This window comes from Microvirga thermotolerans (assembly GCF_009363855.1).
GTDB lineage: Bacteria > Pseudomonadota > Alphaproteobacteria > Rhizobiales > Beijerinckiaceae > Microvirga > Microvirga thermotolerans.
Map to the genome: position 1 here is coordinate 1,233,902 of NZ_CP045423.1, position 12,700 is coordinate 1,246,601.

At 70.0% G+C, this 12,700-nt stretch carries 15 protein-coding genes; 11 read left to right on the forward strand and 4 right to left on the reverse strand.

All coding sequences use genetic code 11. From position 1 onward, the window contains the following. Positions 1 to 702, reverse strand: coding sequence for an HAD family hydrolase (locus GDR74_RS05720; protein WP_152585403.1), 702 nt, complete (start codon positions 700 to 702; stop codon positions 1 to 3). Positions 703 to 801: 99 nt separating this feature from the next. Between GDR74_RS05720 and GDR74_RS05725 the strand changes: the two genes are divergently transcribed. The 4 genes from GDR74_RS05725 to GDR74_RS05740 all read left to right on the forward strand — a co-directional run bounded on the left by GDR74_RS05725 (position 802) and on the right by GDR74_RS05740 (position 3,503). After that, the gene (locus tag GDR74_RS05725; RefSeq protein WP_152585404.1) at positions 802 to 1,215 is read left to right on the forward strand and encodes a VOC family protein; all 414 of its coding nucleotides are present in this window, start codon (positions 802 to 804) and stop codon (positions 1,213 to 1,215) included. Between the two features lie 83 nt (positions 1,216 to 1,298). Continuing rightward, complete coding sequence (locus GDR74_RS05730) at positions 1,299 to 1,538, forward strand: DUF3297 family protein (protein WP_152585405.1); 240 nt, start codon at positions 1,299 to 1,301, stop codon at positions 1,536 to 1,538. An 89-nt stretch (positions 1,539 to 1,627) separates the two neighbouring features. Next, on the forward strand, positions 1,628 to 2,929 hold the full coding sequence (locus GDR74_RS05735) for a flavin monoamine oxidase family protein (RefSeq protein ID WP_152585406.1): 1,302 nt from the start codon (positions 1,628 to 1,630) through the stop codon (positions 2,927 to 2,929). Between the two features lie 70 nt (positions 2,930 to 2,999). Beyond that, positions 3,000 to 3,503, forward strand: coding sequence for a peptide deformylase (locus tag GDR74_RS05740; RefSeq protein WP_152585407.1), 504 nt, complete (start codon positions 3,000 to 3,002; stop codon positions 3,501 to 3,503). A 17-nt stretch (positions 3,504 to 3,520) separates the two neighbouring features. Here the strand turns inward: GDR74_RS05740 and GDR74_RS05745 are convergent, their stop codons facing one another. The 3 genes from GDR74_RS05745 to GDR74_RS18565 all read right to left on the reverse strand — a co-directional run bounded on the left by GDR74_RS05745 (position 3,521) and on the right by GDR74_RS18565 (position 6,399). Beyond that, positions 3,521 to 3,844 carry a hypothetical protein gene (locus GDR74_RS05745; RefSeq protein WP_152585408.1) on the reverse strand — a complete coding sequence of 108 codons (324 nt, stop codon included), beginning with the start codon at positions 3,842 to 3,844 and terminating at the stop codon, positions 3,521 to 3,523. A 124-nt stretch (positions 3,845 to 3,968) separates the two neighbouring features. After that, positions 3,969 to 4,787 (reverse strand): isocitrate lyase/PEP mutase family protein, encoded by an 819-nt coding sequence (locus tag GDR74_RS05750; protein WP_152585409.1) that lies wholly within the window; start codon positions 4,785 to 4,787, stop codon positions 3,969 to 3,971. 124 nt (positions 4,788 to 4,911) lie between these two features. Beyond that, the gene (locus tag GDR74_RS18565) at positions 4,912 to 6,399 is read right to left on the reverse strand and encodes a DNA-3-methyladenine glycosylase 2 family protein (protein ID WP_152585410.1); all 1,488 of its coding nucleotides are present in this window, start codon (positions 6,397 to 6,399) and stop codon (positions 4,912 to 4,914) included. Between the two features lie 267 nt (positions 6,400 to 6,666). Between GDR74_RS18565 and GDR74_RS05760 the strand changes: the two genes are divergently transcribed. From GDR74_RS05760 to GDR74_RS05790, 7 genes are all read left to right on the forward strand, one after another. Then, positions 6,667 to 8,088, forward strand: a complete 1,422-nt coding sequence (locus tag GDR74_RS05760; protein ID WP_194164628.1) for a M10 family metallopeptidase — start codon at positions 6,667 to 6,669, stop codon at positions 8,086 to 8,088. Between the two features lie 133 nt (positions 8,089 to 8,221). Beyond that, a complete protein-coding gene (locus GDR74_RS05765; RefSeq protein WP_152585411.1) occupies positions 8,222 to 8,869 on the forward strand; it encodes a CGNR zinc finger domain-containing protein in 648 nt (215 codons plus the stop codon). 141 nt (positions 8,870 to 9,010) lie between these two features. After that, a complete protein-coding gene (locus GDR74_RS05770) occupies positions 9,011 to 9,868 on the forward strand; it encodes a DUF2066 domain-containing protein (RefSeq protein ID WP_152585412.1) in 858 nt (285 codons plus the stop codon). Positions 9,869 to 9,971: 103 nt separating this feature from the next. Beyond that, positions 9,972 to 11,090 carry a branched-chain amino acid ABC transporter substrate-binding protein gene (locus GDR74_RS05775; RefSeq protein ID WP_152585413.1) on the forward strand — a complete coding sequence of 373 codons (1,119 nt, stop codon included), beginning with the start codon at positions 9,972 to 9,974 and terminating at the stop codon, positions 11,088 to 11,090. Positions 11,091 to 11,311: 221 nt separating this feature from the next. After that, entirely contained in the window at positions 11,312 to 11,731 is a 420-nt protein-coding gene (locus tag GDR74_RS05780; protein WP_152585414.1) for a DUF2267 domain-containing protein, read from the forward strand. 105 nt (positions 11,732 to 11,836) lie between these two features. After that, positions 11,837 to 12,151, forward strand: coding sequence for an ArsR/SmtB family transcription factor (locus GDR74_RS05785; protein ID WP_152585415.1), 315 nt, complete (start codon positions 11,837 to 11,839; stop codon positions 12,149 to 12,151). After that, a complete protein-coding gene (locus GDR74_RS05790) occupies positions 12,148 to 12,639 on the forward strand; it encodes an SRPBCC family protein (protein WP_152585416.1) in 492 nt (163 codons plus the stop codon). Before GDR74_RS05785 ends, GDR74_RS05790 begins: the two co-directional genes overlap by 4 nt. The last annotated feature ends 61 nt before the right edge of the window (positions 12,640 to 12,700 follow it).

A 12,700-nucleotide genomic window follows, 5' to 3' on the forward strand; every position in this document is an offset into this window, starting at 1 on the left:
TCAGCCGAGCGACTCCACCAGGTCGGCGAGCTCGCCCAGATGCCGCAGGCGCCTGAACCGCGGCGCGGAGGCGGGCTCCTCCGCATGCTCCATCGCCCAGGTCAGCTCGTGAGGCACGTAGACGCCCCAGCTTCCCGCCTCGATGGCGGGGACGACGTCGGACTTGAGGGAGTTGCCGACCATCATGCTGCGCTCGGGCCCGTCTCCGTGGCGGGCGAAGAGGCGTGCATAGGTGGCGGCCGATTTCTCGCTCACGATCTCCACCGCGTCGAACAGGTCTCCCAGGCCCGACTGAGCGAGCTTGCGCTCCTGGTCGAACAGGTCGCCCTTGGTGATGAGCACGATGCGGTAGCGGCCGGCAAGGCGCTCCAGGGTTTCCCGCGCGTGGGGCAGGGTTTCCACGGGATGGCTCAGCATCTCCCGCCCCGCCGCCAGGATCCTCTCGATCACTGCCGCGGGCACGCGTCCTTCCGTGACCTCGATGGCGGTCTCGATCATGGACAGGGTGAAGCCCTTGATGCCGTAGCCGTAGAGCTTCAGGTTGCGCCGCTCGGCCTCGAGGAGCTTGCCGGAGAGCACCTCCTTCTCCCCGTGCTCGGCGAGGAGCGCGGTGAAGTGCTCCTCGGTCAGCCTGTAGAAGTGCTCGTTCTGCCAGAGGGTGTCGTCGGCGTCGAAGCCGATGGTGGAGAGGGCGTAGGCCATGGCATGCTGGGATGTCGAAGCTTCGATTCCGGACGGCGGAATCTACGACTGGAGCCCCCCTCTGCATAGGTGCAGCCGACGATGAAAGGGAGAAGCGGAATGCCGAAGCTGAACGGAGTTCTGGAGACGGCCCTCTACGTGGAGGACATGCCCCGCGCGCGGGCCTTCTACGAGAACGTGCTGGGCCTCTCGCCCATCTTCTCCGACGACCGCCTGTGCGCCTTCGACGTCGCGGGGCGGAGCGTCCTCCTCCTGTTCCGGCGCGGCGCTTCCCTCGAACCCATCGTCATGCCGGGCGGGACGATCCCGCCGCACGACGGCAGCGGCCGCCAGCACATCGCGCTCGCGGTGTCCGCCGAGGACCTCGACGCCTGGGAGGCGCGCCTCGGCGAACATGGCATCGCCGTCGAAGGCCGCACCGCCTGGAACCGCGGCGGCCGCAGCATCTATTTCCGCGATCCCGACGGGCATCTCCTGGAACTCGCGACGCCGGGTCTCTGGCCGATCTACTGAGCGGCCGGACTCCGTCCCTGCGGGCGGTTGGAAAACCGGCCGGGAAACGCTATGGCAGTTCGAACCGAGACGAAGCGAAGCCCATGACCGATACACCTCCCGACCGCCTCTCCACCGATCCCAAGAGCCCCTATTACGATGCCGCCGTCCTGGAGCGGGGCGTCGGCATCCGCTTCAAGGGCGTCGAGAAGACCAACGTCGAGGAATACTGCGTCAGCGAGGGGTGGATCCGCGTCAGCGTGGGCAACACCAAGGACCGGGCCGGCAATCCGCTGACCATCAAGCTGAAGGGGCCGGTCGAGCCCTATTTCCGCGACGCGTGAGAGCGCCCTAAATTCGCGCCAATCCCCGTTAGAGTCGGGCCCTCCCGACGGGTTTTCCCGTCCGCGATCCCGAACGAAGGCGCAGCCCCATGCCCATCACCCGACGCGGCCTTCTGGCCGGTGCCGTCTCGCTTCCTCTGATCCGCCAAGCCCGGGCGGCGGATCGGGACGTGCTCGTCGTCGGCGCCGGCGCGGCAGGACTTTCCGCCGCCAAGGTCCTGCGGCAGGCCGGGCTTGCGACGGAGGTGCTCGAGGCGCGCGGGCGGATCGGCGGGCGCGTCTACACGGACCGGAGCCTCGGCCCCTATTTCGATGCGGGCGCCCACTACATCCACTGGGCCGAGCGCAACCCCTGGCGACGGATCGCGCAGGAGCTGAACGTTCCTCTCAACGAGGAGGCGAGCGACGGCTTCAAGGCGTTCCGCAACGGGGTGCCCGTGCCCGAAACCGAGCGACGGCGGCGGCGGGCCGCCTACCGGGACCTGGAGAACCTCCTGGAGGCGACGGGCTCGGTGGACGCCTCCTTCGCCGATGCGGTGCACGGCAGGACGCCCGAGGTCGCCGACGCGGCGGGCGGCATCGCGCTCTTCGCCCTGGGCGAGGAGCCCGCGCGCGTCTCGGTGCAGGACTACGACCAGCTCTGGAGCGGCGACGACTTCATCCCCCTCGGCGGCTACGGCACGCTGGTCGAACGCTACGGGGCGGATGTTCCCGTGCGCCTCGAAACCCCGGTGACCCATCTGGACTGGAGCGGCGGCCGCGTCGAGGCGCGGACGCCGAAGGGCACCCTGACCGCCCGCGCCGCGATCCTCACGGTGCCGGTCGGCGTGCTGCAGGCAGAGGGCATCCGCTTCGTCCCCGGGCTTCCGACCGAAACCGCGGCCGCGCTCTCCGGCCTGCACATGGGCGCGCTGACCAAGATCGCGCTCCATCTCGACCGCGCCCGGTTCGGCTCCGTGGAGGCGACGGACTTCACCGACATCAACGGGCGCGGCGAGGCGATGAGCTTCGAGTTCTGGCCCGACGGACAGGATATCGCGCTCGCCTATTTCGGCGGCGACTATGCTCGCGGCCTCTGCGAAGCGGGCGAGCCCGCGGCGATCGACCATGCGGTCGAGCGCCTTTCCGCAATGGTCGGCAGCCGTGCGCGCGCCGCGGTGAGGGGCGGACGCCTTGCCGGATGGTGGAGCGATCCTCTTGCGCGCGGGTCCTATTCCATTGCAAATCCCGGCCACGTCGCGGCGCGCCTGGCGCTCAGGATCCCCATCGGGGAGCGGATCTGGCTGGCGGGCGAGGCGAGCGCCGAGGGCGGCGCCATGACGGCAGGCGGCGCGACCCTCGAAGGCGAACGCGCGGCCCGCGAGGTGATCCGGCGCCTGCAGCGCGCCTGACGCTCCCGGCTATTGCATCTCGCGACGAGGTCGCCGAAAGGACGGGGCTCGCACATCGCGGAGATGTTCCTTGGCAGTCCGGCCCCTCGTCCGTTTTCCCGATCCCCGCCTCCGCCTTCCCGCCACGCCCGTGACCGCCTTCGACGCGGCGCTCGAAGCCCTGGCGCAGGATCTCCTCGACACCATGCATGCCGCGCCGGGGGTCGGCATCACGGCTCCGCACGTGGGAGTTCCGCTGCGGCTCGCCGTGATCGAAATCGAGACCGGCGCCGGGCCGAGCATCTACGTCAATCCGAGGATCGTCGATGCGTCGCGGGACAGGATCCGTCACGTGGAGGGCAGCGTCTCCATGCCGGGCGTGACGGAGGAGGTGGAACGGGCCGCGCGGGTGCGCGTCGCCTTTCAGGATCTCGAAGGCCGGACGCACGAGGAGGAGGCGGAGGGATTCCTCGCCGTTTGCCTGCAGCACGAAATCGACCAGCTCGACGGCATCTTCTGGATCGACCGCCTGTCGCGTCTGAAGCGCGACAGGCTCGTCAAGCGGTTCGGCAAGCTTGAAAAACGAGAACGGTGACCGGACGGCCCCGTTCCCTACCAGCCGTAGCCCCTGTGCCGCGCCGGGCGGAGCGGGAAGCAGCCGCGGTAGTTGCAGGTGGATTCCCACAATTCGCCGGTGGCCACGTTGATGCAGCGGTTGGCGTTGCAGTCCCAGGGGCCCCGCGCGCCGCGCCGGCGCGGCGGGGGATAATCGTCCATGTCGCGGTAGCGCGGCGGACCATAGCGCGGTCCGGGCGGCGGGCCGTCGTAGTAGTAGTCGCCGTCTCCCGGATAGCCGTAGGGCTGTGCTCCCGCCGGGCCTCCGGCGATCAGGGCACCGGCGAGCGCCAGGCAGGCCAGGGCAACGCGTTTCGGCATGAAACTCTCCAACTGTCGGCCCGGACGACCCGAGCGATGCTGGGATCGACGCTAGGCGATTTCCCGTGAACCGACTCTGAATGCCGGTGCGGCAAGGCCGGTTCCCGGCCGGCCCGGGAATTCTCTAGGCCCGCTTGCTCATCAGGGCGTTGAGATCGCCATAGGACTTCGCCGCCACGCAGACGAGGTTCGAATCGCCCGTTTCGAGGAAGGAGCGGGCGAGCGCCGAGAGCTGGCTGAACAGCGCCTCCGAGAGCGCCGAGCCGGCGCTCAACCTGCGCGCGCCGAGCCGTGCGAGATCCGGCCCCGCGGGAAGGCCAGGCCGCGCCATCACGTTGAGCGGCAGCTCCGTTCCCGCGGCGATGCGGCGGATGTCCTCGGGCGCGGTGACGCCGGGAACGAAGATCCCGCTCGCGCCCGCCTCCCCGTAGCGCCGGGCCCTGGCGAGCGTTTCCTCCACGCGGCTCTCCGGGGGCGCGAGGCCGCGCAGGTAAACGTCGGTGCGCGCGTTGATGTAAAGGTTCACGCCGCGTGCCTCCGCCGCGCGCCGGACCGCCTCGATCTTGGCGCAGAGCCGATCGGGCGCTCCTGCGCCGTCCTCGATGTTGATGCCGGACACGCCCGCATCCACGAGGCGCGCCGCCAGCTCGCCGACCGCGCCCGGACTGTCGGAATAGCCGCCCTCGATGTCCGTGCTCACCGGCACGTTGACCGCGCGCACGATGGCCGCCGCCGTCGCCACGAGGAGATCGACCGGAAGCGTGTCGCCGTCCGCGTAGCCGTGCGCCCAGGCGACGCCGGCGCTGGTCGTGGCGACGGCCCTGCTGCCGACACTTTCCATGAGCCGCGCGGTCCCGGCATCCCAGGCGTTGGCCAGAACCAGGAGGTCCGGCCCCCGGTGCAGGCGGTGGAAGGCGGTCGCGGCGTCGGGACGGGCGGTCATCGAAGGTCTCCGGTGTCGGTGTCGGGCAGGAATGTCCGGGAATGGCGCCCGCGGGGCAAGACGTTTCATTGCGGCGAGGCGCGCCTGCGGCGGGGAGGGGAATGGGATTCCGGCCGGCGGAGCGTCACGCGCTCCTCCCGTCGGCGGCCCAGAGGTGCTGCGCCGCGTAGGCCCGCCAGGGCCGCCAGGCTTCGGCGCGCTTCCGAAGCTCCGCCGGCGAGGGCCGCAGTCCTCCTTCTCCGGCCGCGCTCCGCAGCAGCCCGACGTCGCTGGCGGGAAACGCATCCGGCTCGCGCACAGCGCGGAGGGCGATGTACTGCGCCGTCCACTCGCCGATGCCGCGGATGGCGCAGAGCCGCGCCACCGTCTCCTCGACGCTCGCGAGCGGACGGAACAGGTCCGGATCGGCCGCCGCGGCCTCCGCCACCGCCTTCAGGGCGGCCTTGCGCGCGTTCGGCATTCCGAGCGGGCTCAGATCCGCCGCGAGGACCTGCTCGGCGGTTGGGAAGGCGAGGGCGAGCCCGTCGTCTCCGCCCTGTGGGTCGGGAACCGGCGTGCCGCAGATCCGCGCGAGCCGGCTCACGAGCCGGCGGCCGGCCTCGACGGAAACCTGCTGGCCGAGGATGGCGCGCATGGCGACCTCGAACCCCTCCCAGCCGCCGGGAACGCGCAGGCCCGGCCGCGCGGCGACGAGGGGCGCGAGGCGGGGATCCTGCGCGAGGTGGCCCGTCACCGTCATGATGTCGGCGCCGAGGTCGAACACCCGCCGCACCCGCGCGACGATGGCCGGCAGGGCATCGACGTCGGGAAAGCGGATCGACGCCTCGAGACTCTCCTTCTCCGCGAGGTGCGAGACCGCCACCGTCCCCGTCCGGCCCCGGTGCAGCACGGTCCTGCGGTAGGTGCCGCCCTCGACCCGCTCCACCCCGTCGACGGCGCGGGCCTTGAGGAAGGAGAGCATGGCGTCCCAGTCGTAGGGAGCCCGGTAGCGCAGGCGCACGGTCACGCCCGTGGTCGCGGCCGATCCTTCGGGGAGCGCGCTCACGGTCCGGCTGCGGATGGCGCTCGGCGGACGGCGATAGAGCTTGCGGAAGGTCTCGTTGAAGCGGCGCACGCTGCCGAAGCCCGCCGCCAGGGCGATCTCGGACATGGGAAGGCGCGTGTCGTGGATCAACTGCTTCGCGAAGAGGATCCGCCGCGTCTGCGCCACGGCGATGGGAGAGACGCCGAGATGCTCCTGGAACAGGCGGCGCAGCTGCCGCTCGCCGACGCCGAGCCGGCCCGCCAGCGCCTCCACGCTGGCATCTTCCCCGTCGAGGGCGCCTTCCGCGATGAGGGCGAGCCCGCGCGAGACGGTGTTGGACGTGCCGCGCCAGGAGCCGAGATCGGGCGCGGTCTCGGGCCGGCAGCGCAGGCACGGGCGGAAGCCCGCCTCCTGCGCCGCCGCTGCGGAGGAAAAGAAACGGCAGTTCTCGAACCTGGCGGTGGTCGCCGGGCAGACCGGGCGGCAATAGATGCCGGTGGAGGTGATGCCGACGAAGAGGCGGCCGTCGAAGCGCCGGTCGCGGGACTGCAGGGCCCTGTAGCAGGCGGTGGGATCGAGATTCGTCATGGGGCCATCCTGCCACCGCCGCCGGCGGGAGGCTCGCGGTTTTCGGACGCGAACGGCCCGAATCGCGACCGGAGCCGCCGGAGGCCGACGGAAAGGACTTCCCGCCTGTGCGTAGGTCTTGGGTCCGCGGGACGTCGGATCCGGCCCCCGTTGGGCGAAAAGTCTCATGTTTCGCAGGCGGTTGGCCGCTTCTCTACCCCGAAAGAGACATGGCCAGGCCGGTCGGTATCCTTAGGCTTTTCGGTCACGGTTGCAAAAGGAACGGCGATGACGAGCACAGCCCCGGTCGAACCCACCGGAAACCAGGAGATCGACGCCCTGCTGTCGGGGCGGATGTGGAGCGCCCCGAGCCTCACCTACAGCTTTCCGACCCAGGCTTCGTTCTACGGCTCGGGATACGGGCAGGGGGAGCCGCTGGACGGTTTCCGGCCCCTCGACGCCCGGCAGATCGGGGCGGTGCAGTCGGTTCTTGCGGAAATGGCCTCGGTCGCGAACCTGACCTTCGTTCAGGTCCAGGAAACGGCGGCGACGCACGCCACGCTGCGCCTCGCCATGTCCGCCGCGCCGTCCTCCGCCTGGACCTACACGCCGGAGGAGTATCCGGAGGCGGGCGACACCTGGTTCGGAACCGCGAACGGCTGGTACGACGCGCCGCGTCCCGGCAACTACGGCTACTACACCATGCTCCACGAGCTGGGGCATGCGCTCGGGCTGAAGCACGGCAACGAGAGCGGCATGTACGGCGCGCTGCCCTACGCGCACGATTCCATGGAATACTCGGTCATGACCTACCGCTCCTACGTGGGAGCCTCCGGGCAATACATGGAGAACGAGACCTGGGGCTATGCCCAGTCGCTGATGATGGACGACATCGCGGCCCTGCAGCACATGTACGGCGCGAACTTCTCCACGCGCAGCGGCGATACCGTCTACCGGTTCGATCCCGCGACGGGCGAGGCCTTCATCGACGGACAGGGCCAGGGCGCGCCCGGCGGCAACCGGATCTTCGAGACGATCTGGGACGGGGGCGGCACCGACACCTACGACCTCTCGAACTATGCCACCAACCTGTCGGTGGACCTGCGTCCCGGCGCATGGTCGACCCTGTCGGGCGCCCAGCTGGCGCAGCTCGGCAGCGGGCACTTGGCGAGGGGGAACATCGCCAACGCTCTGCTCTACGAGGGCGATCCCCGCTCGCTGATCGAGAACGCCACGGGCGGACGCGGGAACGACACGATCACCGGCAACGCGGCCGCCAACGTCCTCAAGGGCGGCGCGGGCGGCGACCGCCTCGCCGGGCTCGGCGGCAACGATGCGCTGTACGGCGGCGGCGGCAACGACGTGCTCACCGGCGGCGCGGGGGCGGACGTCTTCGTGTTCGACACGGTTCCGAACCGCAGCTCCAATCTCGACCGGATCGCGGACTTCAACCCGGCGGACGACACCATCGCCCTCGACCGCTCCGTCTTCGTCGCCCTGTTCCCGCTGGCGGGAACGGCGGGTCATCTCGACCCGTCCGAGTTCTGGACCGGCACGCGCGCCCACGACCCGTCCGACCGCATCGTCTACGACGCGGCGACGGGCGCGATCTCCTACGACGCGGACGGCACGGGCCGTGCGGCGCCGGTGCAGTTCGCCCAGCTCGGCAAGGGTCTCGCGCTGACCGCGGGCGACTTCCTGATCGCGTGAGACGAGGAAGGCGCGGCAACGCTCCGCTTGATCGCGTCCCGGCCTTCTGCGAAACAGGGGAAGCCGGCGTTCCGATGCCGGCGGCGGTGCTCCGTCCGGCCGGGCGCGACCCGTAGGAGTGGAGCGGAGAGGCATGGCGTCTGCGGTCGAGGAAACCAGGGCGGGAAGGCTGCCTCTCGTGGGCGGGATCCTGGCTCTCGACTTCACCAACACCTCCAGCGGGCGCGGCTGCGCCACCCATCAGGACCATATCCGCCGCGCCGAGCATCTGCTCCTGTGGGCGGTCCATGCGGGCCTCTTCGCCGAGGCCGACGCGGAGCGGGTCCGCCGGAGGCTCGCGCGCGACAGGGGGAAGGCCGAGGAACTCCTCGCGCGGGCGCTGGCGCTTCGCGAGGTGCTCTACCGGGTCGGCAGCGCCATTGCGGGGGGGCGGGAGCCGGATCCCCGCGACCTCGACGGCCTGCGGGACGATTTCCGGGATCTCCTTGCCCCGGCCTCCCTGGAGCGGTTCGAGGACGGCCGGTACGACTGGCGCTTTCCCGAGACCTCCGTGACCGCCTTCGTCCTCGGCCCCATCGTCCATTCCGCCGTGGAGATGCTGCGCCAGGGCCAGCTGGAGCGGCTGAAGCAGTGCCCCGGCCGCGACGGCGATTGCGGATGGCTGTTCTACGACCGCACCAAGAACGCCTCCCGGCGCTGGTGCGAGATGTCCGTCTGCGGCAACCGGGCCAAGGTCCGCCGCCACAGGGAGCGCCAGTTCCTCGCGGAGGAAGTGGGCTAGCCCGGGCACGGATCGCCGAGCCGCGCTTGTCTGTTGTTCGAGCCGCAGCGTCCGCCTGCGGGCGGCTTCCCTTGCGCTCCGGCCGGAAACCTCCAAAACTTGCTTTATCGGTTTCAAGGCCCGGACGGCAGGAGGCTTCCCATGCGTCCCCATTCCACGCGTCCCCATTCCATGCGTCTTCATTCCCTGCGTCGTCATGCGCTCGCGTTCGCTCTGTGCCTTCTCGCGGCCGCTCCCGCGGCGGCGAGGATCGCGGTGGAGGATCTTTATCGGGGACAGGCCATCACCACGGGGCAGATGCCGGAGAACCGGGGACCCGCATTCGCGCGAACCTTCGTGGACGTGCTCGTGAAGGTGAGCGGCGATCCCGCGCTGATGGAGGACCCGCGCGTGGAGAAGGAGGCGGCGCAGGCGGCGTCCTATGTCCGCGCCTTCCGATATCGCGACCGCCTGGAAGGAAAGCCGATCCACGACGAGCAGGGCACGCGCGACCGGCCGCACGACCTGACCGTCGACTTCGATCCGCCCAAGATCGACGCCTTTCTGGAGAGCCTCGGCCGCAAGCCCTGGGACGGGAACAGGCCCGTTCTCGCGGTTCTCCTCGCGGTCCGGATCGGCGGAAACGACTATGTGCTCGCCGCGGACGCCGAGCGCGGCCGCGACCAGCGGGACGCCTTCGCCGCGGCGTCCCGCCGGATCGGGGTGCCCGTGGTCATTCCGGCAGAGGCGGTTCTCGCGGAGGGCTCCGTGACCGCGGCCGCCCTGCGCGGGCACGGCCCGTCCGATCCCGACGCGGTCGCCCGCGCGGCGGGGGCCGACCATCCGCTCGTCGGGACCATGGATTTCAGCGATGCGGACCACGGCTGGGTCGTCACATGGAGGCTGCGGTCCGGCGGGCGGGAGACTACGTGGCAGGTGAGGGGCGTCAATTTCGACGAGGCGTTCCGGAACGGCCTGCGCGGATCCGCCCGGGTGCTGTCCGGCAACGGGCATCCATAGGGCGGCGCCCCCCGAAGCGCTGCGACGCGGATCTTGCAATAACCATCAAATGATGTTTTGGTGGTGTCGGAGATCGGGCCGATCTCCAGAGGGAACGATAACGATGAAAATGCATCTTCTTCCGGTGCTCGCGTTCGGCACCGGTCTCGTCATGGCGTCCGCCGCCCATGCGCAGGTCAAGATCGGGGTGGCGGGCCCGATCACGGGTCCCAACGCCGCCTTCGGCGCCCAGCTGACGAACGGGGCCGAGCAGGCCGTGGCCGACATCAATGCGGCCGGCGGCATCCTCGGGCAGAAGCTCGAGGTGGTCCTGGCGGACGACGTGTCCGATCCGCGCCAGGGGGTGTCCGTCGCGAACAAGCTCGCGAGCGAGGGCGTGAAGTTCGTCGTCGGGCACTTCAACTCCGGCGTGTCGATTCCCGCGTCCGAGGTCTATGCGGAGAACGGCATGGTCCAGATCACGCCGGCCTCCACCAATCCGAAGTTCACCGAGCGCGGGCTGCCCACCGTGTTCCGCACCTGCGGGCGGGACGATCAGCAGGGCGCCGTGGCGGGCGCCTTCATCCTGGAGAACTACAAGGGCAAGAAGGTCGCGGTCGTTCACGATAAGACGCCCTACGGCAAGGGCCTCGCGGACGAGACGCGCGCGGTCATCAACAAGGGCGGCCTCAAGGAAGTGCTCTATGAGGGCGTGAATCCCGGCGAGAAGGACTTCAGCGCCCTCGTGTCCAAGCTCAAGTCGACGGGCGTCGACCTCATGTACTGGGGCGGCCTGCACACGGAACTCGGCCTCATCATCCGGCAGATGCGCGACCAGGGGCTGGGCACCGTCGCCATGGGCGCGGACGGCATCGTGTCGGAGGAGTTCGCCTCCATCGGCGGGCCGGGCGTCGAGGGCACCAGGATGACCTTCCCGCCGGATCCGCGCAAGCGGCCCGAGGTGCAGGACATCGTGAAGCGCTTCACCGAGCAGCGGAAGTTCAATCCGGAGGCCTACACGCTCTATTCCTATGCCGCGGTGGAAGTGATCAAGCAGGCGGCCGAGAAGGCCGGCTCCCTCGATCCGAAGAAGGTGGCCGAGACCATGAAGTCCGGCATGGTCTTCAAGACCGTCGTCGGCGACATCGCCTACGACAAGAAGGGCGACCGCACGAAGCCCGACTACGTGGTCTACACCTGGAAGAAGGGCGCCGACGGCAAGATCACCTACACGCAGGACTAGATCGCTTTCAGGAGAAGCGGGAACCGGTCTTGCGCGAAAGGATGCGCGAAACCCAAACCCTGGAGCATCGATAAGGGAAGGCCCACGAACCGTCCGAAAACCGGGCCTTCTCCGCGGGCCGCCCCACTCCTCGGCCCGCATCTCGCGCCCGCCGGCTTCCTCCGGCGGGCGCTTCTTGGTACGAGCGCTCCGATCCGGCGAGCCCGGAAGCGGAGGCGATCATGACCGTACCCATGGAATACCGGCACGCCTCGGAGGCCTTCGAGCGCTTCCTCGCGGACGCGCGCGACGAGGCGGGACTCGGGACGCGCAACCAGGCCTACACCATGGTGCAGGCGGTCCTCCTGGTCTTCCGCCGCCGCCTGACCCTCCCCGAGGGAATCCGCTTCGCGAACGCGCTGTCGCCGGTCCTGCGCGCCCTGTTCGTGGACGGGTGGGACCCGTGCGAGCCGACGCAGCCCTTCATCGACCGCGATCTCCTCACGCGCGAGGTGCAGGCACTCCGGGCGCACCACAACTTCGCGCCGGACACGGCCATCCGCGACGTGGCCGCCGCCCTCCGGCGGCATGTGGATCCGAAGTCCTTCGACGAGGCTCTCCGGGCCCTTCCCGCAGAGGCCGCGGCGTTCTGGCGCCTCTGAGCGCCGGCGGCGCGGGTGATCCTGCGGGGCCGGAAGCGGCCGTTCGTCTCTGAGACCCGAGAGGAGGGGTTGCGCGACTCATAAGTCATGGCTTATAGATTATTCATGATCGAGGCAGACCTTTTTCGCGTCCTGGCCGATCCGACCCGCAGAGCCGTCTTCGAGCGGCTGGTCGGGCGGGAGCTGAGCGTCTCGGAGCTGAAGGACGGTTTCGCCGTTTCTCAACCGGCGATCTCGCAGCACCTGGCGGCGCTGCGCAGTGCCGGGCTCGTGCAGGAGCGGCGGGAAGGGCGCTTCGCCTATTATACGGCAGACCCCCAGGGGCTCGCGCCGCTCGCCGAGTGGGTCGATCGCTACCGCGCCTTCTGGCCGGAGCGGGTCGAGAAGCTCAAGGACGTGCTCAAGAGGATGGATCGATGACCGAAGCAGCCCGGACCGACGCCGAAGCCCGATCCGTCGTCCTCGAATGCCACCTGGACGAAAGCCCGGAGACGGTCTGGCGCGCACTCACCGTGCCTGAGATCGTAGCGGAATGGCTCGGGCCGAACACCCTGCGCCCCGAGCCCGGCGCTTCCTTCACGATCGATCTCGATCCAGGGAGCGGCGGCGCCATCGCCTGCGAGGTGCTGGAGGTCGTTCCCTTGGAGCGCCTGTCGTATTCCTGGCGCTCCTGCGGCGACGGCCCTGCGGTCGACACGGTCGTCACCTTCGAGCTGGAGCGGACGGAGGAGGCCGGTACAAATCTGCGCATCGTCCACGAGGCCACGCCGGTCGAGCGGCGCGTGCCTGCGGTGGCGACCGCTGACGTCGTCGCTTTCCCCAGGCGGCCGGTACGTGCCCGCGCATATGCGGCTACGCCACGATCCGCCCGCAGCACGGCCGGCATGATCCTGCGCCGCGCAGCCTGACATCCTTTGAAGCGCCTGCTGCCTCGGACCCGGCGGAACCGGGCGGGGCGGAGCCCTGCCC